Source organism: Kiritimatiella glycovorans, assembly GCF_001017655.1.
GTDB lineage: Bacteria > Verrucomicrobiota > Kiritimatiellia > Kiritimatiellales > Kiritimatiellaceae > Kiritimatiella > Kiritimatiella glycovorans.
On the sequence record NZ_CP010904.1, the window covers coordinates 2,904,778 to 2,917,375 of the forward strand.

At 61.8% G+C, this 12,598-nt stretch carries 8 protein-coding genes and 1 pseudogene; 4 read left to right on the forward strand and 5 right to left on the reverse strand.

Features of this window, described 5'->3' with window-relative positions; genetic code table 11:
* The first annotated feature begins 147 nt into the window (after positions 1–147).
* The gene (locus L21SP4_RS12020) at positions 148–1,374 is read left to right on the forward strand and encodes an AraC family transcriptional regulator (RefSeq protein ID WP_052882882.1); all 1,227 of its coding nucleotides are present in this window, start codon (positions 148–150) and stop codon (positions 1,372–1,374) included.
* Complete coding sequence (locus L21SP4_RS12025) at positions 1,371–3,914, forward strand: alpha-L-rhamnosidase-related protein (protein ID WP_052882883.1); 2,544 nt, start codon at positions 1,371–1,373, stop codon at positions 3,912–3,914. Before L21SP4_RS12020 ends, L21SP4_RS12025 begins: the two co-directional genes overlap by 4 nt.
* Positions 3,915–4,780: 866 nt before the next feature.
* Here the strand turns inward: L21SP4_RS12025 and L21SP4_RS12030 are convergent.
* The 3 genes from L21SP4_RS12030 to L21SP4_RS12045 form a co-directional block, all read right to left on the reverse strand.
* Positions 4,781–5,704 (reverse strand): reverse transcriptase domain-containing protein, encoded by a 924-nt coding sequence (locus tag L21SP4_RS12030; protein WP_074041495.1) that lies wholly within the window; start codon positions 5,702–5,704, stop codon positions 4,781–4,783.
* A 43-nt stretch (positions 5,705–5,747) separates the two neighbouring features.
* Positions 5,748–7,165, reverse strand: a protein-coding gene (locus L21SP4_RS12035; protein ID WP_417999890.1) for an IS3 family transposase whose coding sequence is annotated in 2 segments (ribosomal slippage) — positions 5,748–6,794 and positions 6,797–7,165 — 1,416 coding nt in all. Because the reading frame shifts where the segments join, the coding sequence is not laid out codon by codon here.
* Positions 7,119–7,694: a reverse transcriptase family protein gene (locus tag L21SP4_RS12045; RefSeq protein ID WP_052882887.1), complete on the reverse strand. Its 576-nt coding sequence runs from the start codon at positions 7,692–7,694 to the stop codon at positions 7,119–7,121. Before L21SP4_RS12045 ends, L21SP4_RS12035 begins: the two co-directional genes overlap by 47 nt.
* A 695-nt stretch (positions 7,695–8,389) precedes the next feature.
* On the opposite strand from L21SP4_RS12045, the pseudogene L21SP4_RS13425 reads away from it, so the two are divergent.
* Positions 8,390–9,214, forward strand: a pseudogene (locus tag L21SP4_RS13425) (sulfatase/phosphatase domain-containing protein); the annotation flags it as partial.
* Between the two features lie 91 nt (positions 9,215–9,305).
* On the opposite strand, the gene L21SP4_RS12055 reads toward L21SP4_RS13425, so the two are convergent.
* The gene (locus tag L21SP4_RS12055; RefSeq protein WP_160300830.1) at positions 9,306–9,899 is read right to left on the reverse strand and encodes a hypothetical protein; all 594 of its coding nucleotides are present in this window, start codon (positions 9,897–9,899) and stop codon (positions 9,306–9,308) included.
* A gap of 307 nt (positions 9,900–10,206) precedes the next feature.
* Here L21SP4_RS12055 and L21SP4_RS12635 point away from each other — a divergent pair, with 307 nt between their 5' ends.
* Positions 10,207–11,682, forward strand: coding sequence for an IS256 family transposase (locus tag L21SP4_RS12635; RefSeq protein WP_074041496.1), 1,476 nt, complete (start codon positions 10,207–10,209; stop codon positions 11,680–11,682).
* Here L21SP4_RS12635 and L21SP4_RS12065 read toward each other — a convergent pair.
* Positions 11,631–12,593 carry a LacI family DNA-binding transcriptional regulator gene (locus L21SP4_RS12065; RefSeq protein WP_052882890.1) on the reverse strand — a complete coding sequence of 321 codons (963 nt, stop codon included), beginning with the start codon at positions 12,591–12,593 and terminating at the stop codon, positions 11,631–11,633. The genes L21SP4_RS12635 and L21SP4_RS12065 overlap by 52 nt on opposite strands.
* Positions 12,594–12,598 lie beyond the last annotated feature (5 nt).

Sequence of the window (12,598 nt, forward strand, 5' to 3'; positions counted from 1 at the left end):
CCAGAATATCCGGCTCTGCCGCAGAGCGTGCGCACGAAATGTTGAAACGAAATGATAATAACATTGCACTTTATATATCAATAAGTTTTATTCTTCTCCGAAAGCGGGAACGTGACGGATTCCCGCCTTAAACGCGAGAGGAGACTCATGGCGGTATCGAACAACAGAACGGAGCGTCCGTGCGCTTTTTCGGCGCGTCCCCGCGTGCTGATGGCCCTTGAGTGGTACGACCCGATGATCCATGAAGGCATTGCGCAGTACGCCAAGGAGGCGGACTGGGTACTGGACGTCAGCATGGCGCGCACCAATACGATGCCCGAGCACTGGGAGGGCGACGGGGTCATCTCGCTGTTGAACGAGGAGCAATCGCAGCTTCTCCGCTACGTGGAGGCTCTCGACCTCCCGACGGCGGGAATCGGGTATGTCCTTCAGGACCGTTACCCGATCATTCTCGGCGACCACGCCCGGGTGGGCGAGCTGGCGGCGGAACATTTTCTGCAGCGCAAGTACCGGGATTTCGCGTTCGTGTTCTTCGATCACGGAACGCTGGAACACGAACGCTGCGAAGGGCTTGAGCAAGCCCTGCAGAGAACGGGCACGGACTACCGGCTGCAGCGCTGGATGAGCCCGCGGAAGGGACGCGTGCGCTCCTACCGCCAGGTGCGCGACTGGCTCGTGAGCAAGCTCGAAGAGGCCTCGACCCCGCTGGCGATCATGGCCCAGAATGACGACTCCGCGATCCTCGTGCTGTACGCATGCATCGAAGCGGGCATCCGCGTACCGGAACAGGTGGCGGTGCTGGGGGCCGACAATAATCACCTGATCTGCGATTTCGCGCCGATCCCGCTTTCGAGCGTGGACGGCAATCTCTACGGGCTGGGATACGAGGCGGCACGCGTACTCGACCGGATCATCAACGGCGAAGCACCCCCGGAGGAACCGGTCCGCGTCTCACCCCGTGACGTGCAGCTCCGGCGCTCGACCGACATGCTGGCGATCGAACAGCCCGCGATCGCGGGCGCCCTGCGCTACATCTGGGACCACTTCGCGGACCGAATCAACGTACTCGACGTCATCGCCCGAACCGGCATGTCCCGATCGTTCGTATACCAGGAATTCGACCGCGCGCTCGGACATTCGATCGCCAAGGAGATCACCCGCTGCCGCATCGAACACGCCTGCCGCATGCTCCGCGAAACGGAAAACAGCGTGAACGAAGTCGCCATCGAAAGCGGGTTCGGCAGCGTGGTTTCGTTCTGCCGCGCCTTCGCACGGGAGACCGGAAAAACGGCCACCGAATTCAGAAAGTGTGAGGATGCGGAAATCATGTCCCACTTCACCTATACCGGAAAGGAGAACCCCGCACCCGTATGAGTACCCGGACCGCACCTCAATGGATCTGGACCCGGCCCGACGACCCCGCTCCCTGCAATCGCTTCCACTATTTCCGGAAAGTGTTTGAACTGGAGTCGGTCCCCGACGATCCGCGCCTCCGCTTCGCAGCGGACACGAACGCGCAGGTATGGATCAACGGACGGATCGTCCGGCGCAAGGTCTCCCGTTACACCGAAGAGGCGATCAGCGCCGAAAACATCCACGCCGGCCCGCACCTGCACGGGGGGCGCAACACGATCGTGGTGCTCCACCACAACTGGGGCGACGTGCCCTGTTTCATGCGCGACGCCAACCGCCACGCGGGCCTCTACGCCGAAGCCCCCTGGCTGCAGTCCGATACGAGCTGGAAGTGGACGCCCGCCCCCGAGTTTCTCCCGCACGAAGAACAGATCATCGGCATCGTCGGCGAATCGAAGAGGCTGCGTTATCCGGTTCTGATCGACGGCGCCCGCGCCCCCGGCAAGATCCACGATCCCGATTTCGATGATTCCGCCTGGGAGTGCGCCTGCGCGGTCGAGGACGGCCCGTGGCCGCGGCGGCCGGTGGAACAGGAGACGCCGGGGCAGCGCGAACACCCCGTCCGGCCCCGCACCGTCCTCGCCGCCGGCACGGCCGAACGGCCCGAAGCCGCCGGGCCCGCCGAATTGAGCCGCGCGATCGTTTCCGCAAAGCTCTCGCCGGACGAGAACACCCGCACCTCCGTCGAGGATCTTCTGCGCGGCCGGCCGTGCACCCTCACCGGACGCGCCGGCGAAACCCTGTACCTCACCGTCGATTTCGCCCTGCCCTCGCACGGATTCCCCTTCCTGGAAGTCGAAACCTCCATCCCCGGCATCACGATCGACCTCGGATACGGAGAGATTGCGCGCACCCTCTACGAGGACAAGACGCTGGTCCGGGAGGACGGCTGGATCGATACCGAGGGCGTGGCGGGAACGCACTACGCGGACCGCTACATCGCCGGAACGGGCCGCAGGTACGCGGAAGTCCCCGACGAACGGACTCTGCGCTGGTGTACGCTGCACGTCACCTTCCCCGAAGAAGGCAGCCTCACCCTGCACGATTTCGGTTTCATCAAGTCGCAGTACCCGATCGAGCGGTACGGTTCCTTCCACTGCGGCGACGAGACCGTCGAACAAATCATGAAACTCTGCATGGCGCACGCTGAGGTGGCCATGACCGACGCCTACGTCGACACCCCCGGCCGCGAAGACGGCCAGTGGATCGAAGACGCCCAGCCCCGCGCGAAGCTCGCGGCGTCGTGGTTCAACGATACACGCCTGCGCCGTTTCCTCATTCGCACCTTCGCCGAAGGCCAGGACGAGCAGGGCGATTTCCACCCCTTCTGGCCCGCCAAGTGGCCCATCATGATGCCCGGCAACTTCGACTGGTCCGTCCAGTGGGTCTGCACGCTGTACGATGAGTACATGTGGAGCGGCGACACCGAACTGGTCCGCCGCTACTGGGACCACGTGATCCGGTTCTGGAACAACGTCGCAGAGTTCGTCGATGAACAGGGTCGTTTCGTGACCTACCGCACCTACGGAGACCTCCGCATGGGCTACGACTGCACCCATACGCAGTCGAACGGGCTGGTCACGCCCTGGCTGATCGAGCGGCTGGGGTTCTCGATGGAGATGGCCGCGGCGATCGGCGACCGGGATCAACAGGGGGAATGGAAGCAGCTGCATGACCGCATGCTGGAGGCCTTTCACCGCGATCATGTCGTCCCCGCCCGCGACGGCGTGCCCGCCCATGTAGCCTCGCGATTCGAGACGACGGGCGAGGAGATCGACCGGGGCTTCAGCCAGTCGGGCCAAACCGTCGCGACCACGGCGGGCCTCCTGCCCCGTGAAACGGCGGAGGCTGCCGTGGATTACGCCTTTTCCGAACCCTGCGGCGACCCCCCGGAGGGCGTGCGGCGCTGGAACAACCCCACCTACGGATACCGCTGCCTCCGCACCCTCAGCTATCTCGACCGCTCGGAACGCGCCGTCCGCCACCTGAAAGAAAGATTCGCCCCCTACCTTCCGGGTCATCCGGACAACAGGATATCCCACGCCCTGCAGGGCTGTTACGGCGGACCGCTTCCCGAGTACTGGATGAGCCGCGAGGACGCGGGTCTGGCCGAGGGCGAACCCAACCCGCATCAGCCGCACGACGAAACGGGCTCGCACGGCTGGTGCGCTACGCCCCTGCTCTGGATGCACGACTCACTGCTGGGCGTGAGGGTGCTCGAACCCGGAGGGGGGAAGATCGCCCTCGAACCCGATTCCGGCGGACTGCCCTACGTGGCGGGTCATGCCATGACGCCCCGCGGCGGAGTCTACCTGTACTGGGACCCTCAGCAGTGGCGGCTTCGGGTGAGCATCCCCGCAGACGTGCGCGCCGAACTGACGCTGCCCCCGGAGGGCCGGGGCCGCAGAGTACGCACCGAACGCGCTGACGGGACAGCGGAACGGGAGGGTGACCTCTTCCGGCTCGAAGGCGCGGGAGAGTATGCGTTCCTGATCTGGTGAGCACCGCGGGATGCGCGGACCGGAACCCTGCTCCGGGACACAGGCTTCAGCACGCTGAGTCTGACCCCGCCCCTCCTGACTTCAACATTGCCCGAAGACGCGCTCGAATCCCCCTGTGAACATTGAAGTGAGTTTTGAATCAGGGTGTCCCGGCGGAAAAAAAGGTTATTCGTGGATTTTTATGGAAGGGTTCCCGGGAAAGGTGGGATGCGGCAGATCGGAGGGGGAGAGAGCATGGGATTCACCATGAAGGACCTGAAGAGCATGAAGGTTGGTTGAGGAGGGGGACATATACTCGTACTCGCACTCGTACGCGTACTCGGAGCGCCGAAGGCGCGATCCCCTCCATCGATTCAAGGAATTCGAGTACGCGTGCGTTGTGACGCAAGCGGATTTCTAATCCAGCCGCTACGATTTCAGTAGTTCTACAAAAATCCGGTTCTTCGTAGATTTTTGTGGTGGAGCCGTTCGGGGAAGAGGCGGGATGGGGATTCACCACAACGGTCACAGATCATGCCGGGGTCGGGATGGGAGACGACAAACATTCGTAGTAGCGCCGCAAGCCTGCCCCCCGGCAGGCCAGGCGCGTGAAAGATAACGGCCCTGATCCTGCTTCGCAGGCCTGCGGGCCTACTACGAACGTAAGAGAGAACGCACCATTTCTTTGCCTGTGCTCTTCTCATTCATCTTTGCGATCTCTGCGCCTTGGCGAGAGACCTTTCTTGTGTTTTCGGCCAGTAGAGTAGAGAGGGAGCCACGGGATGAGAGGCTTAGAGCCAATGACCGCGGACTGCCCTCCCCCTCGTCGAACCGGACATGCGGATTTCCCGCATCCGGCTCTCGCGGAAGGCATTTGTTGGATGGTTTCACAGGTAGATCAGTCCCATGTTCTTGAAATGCGCGTAGTAGCTCATACCTTCAGGGGGCCAGTAGCCGCGCTGACTGCGTCGTTTCGCATGTCGCGTGAGACGCTGTCGCACGTATCCATTGACGTGGCGGAATGCCACACGCGGATAACCCAGCGAGAAGTAGTTTGCCCATCCTCGCATTTGCATGTTGAGTTCGTCGATCACCGTCGGCAGAGGTTTGAAGCATTGTTCCGGTCCGGTCATCTCCCGAAGCCGATCACGTTCCCGTTGGAGCGCTTTCCGCGACGGTGTCAGGTTCCAGTACCGGCACGGGCGTCCGCCGAGGTCCCGGTCATAGCGGAAGCTATATCCGAGAAAGTCCAGCGTCTGCCCCGGTTCCCGAGCATCGAGTATCCGGGTTTTCTCCCGGTTAATCTTCAGCCCGAGCCACCCTTCTATCTTGGCTTCGATGAACGCTTCGAGTTGCGGACCGATATACCGGGCGAGGACCACGAAGTCATCGGCGTACCTCACCAGTTTGGCCTTCGCCCACCGTGCCGGTCCGTCTTTGCGGTAAAACACCGCATCGAACCAGTGCAGATAGATGTTGGCCAGAAGCGGCGAAATGACCCCGCCTTGCGGCGTGCCCTTGTCGTTGCGCTTCACGGTCGGCGGTTTGCCTTTCTCCGTTTCCTCTACCGGCGCTTTCAGCCACATTCGGATCAGCTTCAGCACGGACCGGTCGGTGACACGCATCTGCACACAAGCGATGAGCTTGTCGTGTGGAATACTGTCGAAATAGCCGGCCAGATCCGCATCATAAACCGCACACCGCCCTTGCCGGAGCTCCTGTCCAATCGCCTTCAACGCATCATGCGCCGAGCGCTCAGGCCGGAACCCATGGGAGCAATCCTTGAAGTCAGCTTCAAAGATCGGTTCCAATATCGCTACGTGTCAACGCGAATGAGACACTTTTCTTGGCCGGTCACCCGGCCACTTCGAGTTCCTTCGGCTTGTTGATCCACACCTCCTCGGGCACGTGCCGTGGCGACGGCTCGCCCCGAACGAACCGCTCCGGATGCCGCTCGTAGGCGGCCAGGAGGGTCTGCTTCCGCTCCAACCAGCGCTCGTCGGCTCGGCCGGCATGTACGTCGGCCGGCGTCATCATGGCCAGGCCGGAGTGCCGGTGCTCGTCGTTGTACCAGCGGAAGAACTCCCGCAGGTACTGACGCGCATCCTCCAGCGACCCGAACCGCTCCGGGAACGTCCAGTGGTACTTCAGCGTCTTGAACTGGGCCTCGGAGTACGGGTTGTCGTTCGACACATGCGGCCGGGAGTAGCTGCGCGCCACGCCCAGCTCGATGAGCAGGTCGATGAACCGGTTTGAACGCATCGCCTTGCCCCGGTCCGAGTGCAACGTCACCTCGTCGCGCCCGATCGCCTGCTGCTCGCAACAGTGGGTCACCAGCGCCTCGGCCTCCTCGCCGGATTCGGTCTCGCTGATCATCCAGCCGACCACGTAGCGGCTGAACACGTCCAGCACGACGTAGAGGTGGTAGAAGATCCACGACTTCGGTCCCTTGATCCGGGTGATATCCCACGACCATAGCTCGTTCGGGCGTGTCGCGAGCAGCTCCGGCTTCGTATAGGGCGGGTGGACGCGCTGGTCTCGGCGTTCGCGGACCTCCTCACGGCGCTTCAGCACACGGTACATCGTGCGCACGCTGCACACGTACTTGCCCTCGTCCAGGAGCGTGGCATGCACTTCCGGGACGGCGTAGTCGCAGAACCGCTCGCTGTTCAGTTCGTCGATCACGTCCTGTTCCTCGTCCTCGCTGAGCCGACGATGCGAGATGCGCGGCGCGGGTGGCGGGGGCGGATCTTCCTTGCGCTTCCGCCACCGGTAGTACGTCGCGCGACTCACGCCCAGGGCTTCACAGGCCGCCTTCACGGAGAGCTTCTTGCCGTTGTCATCTACGGTCTGCATGCTCAGCTCTCGCTCTGCCCGGCGTCGCTGAGATCCTCCAGCAGTCGGGAGACTTTTTTTTGAAGCTCGATGAGCCCTTCGGCGCGGCGCAGCTTGGTCTTCAGCCGCTCGTTCTCGCGTTCAAGGCGCTTCATCTCGTTGCGCATCGAGCGCTTGCTCTTGCCGTCCGGGGTGACATCGAAGCCCTTCTCGTCCATCGTGCGCCTCCATTGCATCCACTTCGTGAGTGTGCAGGAGTATAGCCCTTCCCGACGAGCCAGGGCAGCCAGTTCCCCCTTCCGGTGCTTACACTTCTCGGCCTCCTCCGCGATCCGCAGCTTGTACGCCACGTCCCATCGTTTTCGTTTCGCGACTCTCGGTGTCGCGGCTTCAGGATCGGCGAGCTGTCCTGCCCGCGATCGGCGCGAGCCCCCCATGGGGGGCTCCTGTCCCTGGGACTGCTCCTCTACAACCAACGCCTCTGCCTTCATCCAACCGGCTCCTCTGCGCCCTCCATCCTGGTTCAGGTTCGTGTCTCATTCTTATTGGCACAGAGGGTATCAGAACCGTAGCGGTCTGCACGACCCGATCCCGCACCGAGGGTATTCCCAAGGGACGGAGTTTCCCGTTCACCTTCTGGATGTAGACCCGCCGCACTTTTCCAGCACGGTAGGTTCGATCCTTCAGGCTGCGTTCAATATCCGCCAAGAAGGCTTCGACTCCTCCTTGACTCTGTTCGATGTCCTCGATGGTCACACCATCGGGGCCTTCTTTTCCGCCGTTGGCGCGTACATGTTTCCATGCCGCCAGCAGAGTGTCGGCCCGGCCAATGTGGCCATAGAGACTGTAGAAGCGAAACCGCTTCTCCTGTTTGGCCTTCTGACTCAGCTTCTGTCTCAGCGCGGCGAGTTTCGGCGGCAAGAGTCTGTCGTCAATGCGATAGTACTCCGTCGCTTCTTCTGTCATAGGTTTCACCAATCAGTCCCCCGCGCTTCTTACTCAGCTCGTCTTCCGCCGAGACCCCTTCGCTCCACGGGCATTACCCCGCTTCATCACTACTACGAGCCTCTCCGACTCCCGCACGCGATCACCCCCGAGGTTATTGATTCCCCCACGGGCTTGTCGGCTTACCCGACATCACGGCGGGCCTCCCAAGTTCCTGGCTGTTCTTTCTGCGCGCGCCGTCTCTTGTTACCCCGGAGGGCCTTGCCGGTGCATATGACCGTTCCTTCCCGACAAGTGCTGGCTTCATCATATCCGATAGGCTGGCCGCCCTCGACTTGTGTAACGAGGCTGAATCAAGTTCGCTTTCGCTACGGCTCGCGCGTTCGCCTTCCCAGGCTTCGACGCCGGGGTTACCCCCGATCACCGCTGGGTCGGCTACATGTGCAACGATCAATTCACACGACTGACTCCTTTCATTCAGTTAGAAACAGCCAAGCTTTGCTTGGCGCACCCGATGACACGGATGGGATCTCGAAATCCGAATCGAAGTCGAAATCGGGATTCATAGAGATCATAATTCGTACGCGTACTCGGAGCGCCGAAGGCGCGATCCCACTTCCCCGATTCAAGTAATTCGAGTACGAGTACCGCTTCGCTGAGTACGAGTACGAGTACGATATTCCCCCGGGTGTCCCCATGTTGAACTCAGGCGCGCGGATGCGGGGATCGGACTGCTAATCGAAAGGCTCGAAACACGCGGCGTACTCGACGATACGATGATCATCGTCACCGGCGATCAGGGTCCCGGATTTATCCGCAGCAAACCGTATCTCTACGACGCCGGCATTCGCGTGCCGCTGGTCATCCGCTGGCCGAAAGGGGTGAAGGCCGGACAGCGCCGCGCGGAACCGGTCTCGGCGGTCGATATCGCGCCGACCATTCTCGACGCCGCCGGGCTGGATATTCCGGAGACCCTGCACGGCCGCTCGTTGCTTCCGCTCTGTGCCGGGGACGAGGTTCCGTGGCGCACGGGCGTCTGCGCCGAGTTCACCGCGCACGGATCCGGTCACTATTTCCCCGGACGCACGATCTCCGACGGGCGCTACCACCTGATCCACAACCTCCTCGGCCCCGATACACCGAATCCCTACTGGGCCGCCTACGAGCGCGTGCCGCAGAAACACCCCGAGGCGGGCCCGGTCATTGCCGGCGGCGACGAAAAAATGAAACGGGCGCTCGACCGCCTGCGCCGTCCGCCGGAGTTTGAACTGTACGACCTGGAGGAAGACCCCGGCGAATTCGTCAACCTCGCCGACGATCCGAAATACGCAGGGCTGCTGGAGCGCATGAAGCATGAACTTCGGGCATGGCAGGAAGAGACCGACGATCCCCTGCGCAAGCCGGAGAATCTCGCCCTCATGACCGAATGGCACCGGGAACTCCTCGCCGATAAAACCCCGGTGCGCGGCCACAAACCGAAGTACGCCGTCGCCGAACTCGTCATGCCCGAGTACCGGGCGATGGTGAAACGGCTCAGGTAGCCATATCCGCAGTCAATGACGGGAAAGCAGGGATGAGAGCGGGGCGTTTCAAGCGCAAAACCGGAGCCGTGTAGTCCGTGTCGCCGGGATTCTATTTCGCGGTTTCCCGGTCGACCCGGAAGGTGTTTCTCTCGGCGATCGCGGACGGATTGCAGACCTCCCGGAAAATCTCATCGCCGTCCGCGCTCTTCCTGTACACGCGCACCCAGTAGCCCTTGAGCTTGCCGGTGCTTGAGGCGGGCGCGTTGTTCTCCCATACGTAGCCGGGCATCAGCTCCAGGCTCTTCAGCACGACGGGACCGGTGGTAACGGTCTTTTCGCCGCCGGCTTCGAGCACCGGCACTTCGATACTGCCGCTCACGTCGAGCATCTTGGCGTCGGCATGCGAGGCGGCTTCCTCCTGCTTATAGAAGAGCATGTAATCCACACGCAGGTTTCTGAAGTCGTGACCGGACCTGTTTTCGAGGAGCACTTCGTAGCGGTATTCCTCCGCCTCAATAATCAGGCCCTCCTCTTTCCCCGTCTGCTTACCCGTCTCCTTCTTTTCCACTTCGATCCGGAAATCCATTTGCGACCGGAAGCTCTCATCCCGGGCCCATGTGCGTATATATTCACGGTCTTTTTCGCAAAACGCGCTCAGAGGCGCGGAGAGTCGGCGCCCGTCGGATCGTCTCACATTCACCATGTCCCGCCGCTCATTAAACGAAAGAATCTCGGCTTCGACAGTGCGACCCTGTGTGTCGCGGAACGTGTGCATTTCCGCGTCTGCGGCAATACAAGGCTGGAAGGCCGTAATCACAGCCAGCGAAAGCAGGCGAAGTATATGAGTATGAGCGCGCATCCGGTTACCCTCCACAGTTCACCCGTTCAATATCCGCTTTCGGGAGGGAATGCAAGCCGGGAAGTGTCCCGTTGACTGTTGAAACTTGAAGGCGGTCTCCTGAGCGTCCATGTTGGACGCTCGGGGCAAACCAACCCGAAAGGAGACCGCCATGAGTGACAATAGCGTCCTTGAAGCCCTTGGACAAGTTGAACCGTCTGCAGCAGGAGATGTTTTCCGTGACTGGCTGCGTGGTGAAATGCGAACCCTGATCGCCGATATTCTGGCTGAAGAGGTCACAGAACTGTGTGGTCCGGCCTACAAGCCGGCAGGGGACAGAGGCTGCCGACGTGCCGGCGGAACCCGCGTAGGACTTCGAATTGACGGTATTGATGAGGAGATCCGCAAGCCGCGTGTACGTCGCCATGAGGCAGACACATCGAAGGAGGTCAGGCTTAAAAGTTACGACGCGGTCAACAGGGCCGACGACCTTCGTGACCGTATCTTGCGTGCCACAGCTGCCGGAGTCAGTTCACGTGATCAGAAAACCTTGTATCCCGATTCAGCGCCCGGACGCAGCAGGGTTTCCCGCGCCTGGATTGTCGAGGGCCGACAGCGCATACAGAAGCTCCGTGACCGCGACCTGAAGTCCGAGAGGTTCTTCTGCATGCTGCTGGACGGCATTGTACTGTCCGAGGATCTCAGCGCCATTGTGGGGCTGGGCATTACGCTGGACGGCCGCAAAGTTATGCTGGATTTTGAAATAGGCGCACAGGAATCGACAGAAGTGTGTGACGCATTGCTCGACCGGCTTGTCCACCGCGGTCTTGAGTTCGAGGGCGATCCGTTGGCGGTTCTCGACGGTTCTCGGGCACTTCATAACAGCGTCTTGAAGCATTTTCCGCGAGCGCGCATTCAACGATGCCTGGTGCATAAGGAACGAAATATTAAGCGTTGTCTCTCCAGGCGTCATCACGGCAGCGTGAGCGACCTTTTCAAGCGTCTCCGCTCCGTGGAAGGCGAAGAAGCCGGACGTGAAGCACTCGCCGATCTGGAACGCTTTCTGAGCCGGCACAGCCACAAGGCCCTGGAATCCCTGCACGAGGCCGGTGAGGAGCTCATTACGGTTCACAAGCTGAATGCGCCGTCCACTCTACACACCACGTTGACGAACACAAACTGCATCGAGAACCCGTTCCGAAACACACGCGCAAAAATCGGGCGGGTGAAGCGTTGGCGCGCAGAGACGGATCAGGCGGAACGCTGGCTGGCCTATTCGCTTCTGAGGGCCGAGAAAGGGTTCCGTCGAATCAAAGGCTATCGTCAGATCCCGGTGCTTTTGAAATCCCTGGGCTGGCCATCGGAAGCTGTTGAGGCGTCGCTCCGCTCCGCCCTTGGCCCTCCGGGCCATCCCGCCTCCGGCGGGAACGGGCTCCACTCCACGACGCCTCACCCCCAGGCAGAGAGCGAAGCGAACTGCCGAACAGGGACTGGACAAGTGAATGACAAGGAACTACATCGAAATGAAGACCGAGACCGCCAACGAGTTTCAACAGGATTCGGGACATCCCCGCAAGCCGGACCCCCTCACGGGTCTCAGCAACAGGAGGCGCAGCTGTGGTACCGGGCCATGGGAATCCGGACCTGATGGGAACCGCCGTTTTTCTGCCCGCCGATCATATTGAAGAGTTCATCCACCGCCGTATCGGCGATGGTCCGGTAGTCCTGTTCCGCCACAATAACCCGGCGCGCCGGATAAGGCTCCCCCTGCCACTCGTCGAAGCAGCCGACCAGGGTCTCGCTTTCGCGGAGCACCGGGGCGCGCGGACGGGTGTACTCGCGGACGTCGTACTGGGAGGAGCCCAGTATCGCCAGGGGTTCCCCCCTGAGATCGACGTTCTCCTCCCCGCCGCTCCCGCCGATCCATCCCAGCCCGCGCGCGGAGAGTTCCTCTGACGCGCCTTTCAGTCGCATCTTCTCCACCGGGTTGTCTTCGGTACGGAAGAGCAGCACGAACCGCGACGCGCCCGCCTCCACGCAATGGCGGACCAGCTCACGGGCGGCCTCCTCGTTCGCGCTCGTCACGGTCACGCCCTGAACGTCCTCCGGCGGCACATCGAGAAAGATCAGAGGAAATTCGCGCTTTTTCAGCGGCGCGAGCGCAGAGAGGTCATGGATATGGCGCGGATTCACGATGGCGCCGGCCGAGAGACCCTGACTCATACGCGCCGCCGTGCGGTCGAACGTCTCCTGATCCTTGTGATGAACGGCGATCGACAGATCGTACCCGTGCATCGCCGCCCGGCGGGAGGCGAACTCGGCGGCCTTCCAGTCCACCATCACCCCGAGCGAAGGGACAATGAACCAGAGAATTTCGGCCCGGCCCTGCACGAGAAATCGCGCGGCCAGGTTCGGCTGATACTGCATGCGTGCGGCGACCTCCTGGATGCGGCGGCAGGTATCGGGCCTCAGTCGCGGATCGTTGCGCAGGGCCCGGGAGACCGTCGAAGCGTTTACGTCGCACTCCAGCGCCACGTCGTAGAGCGTGATCTTTGCCATTCTTT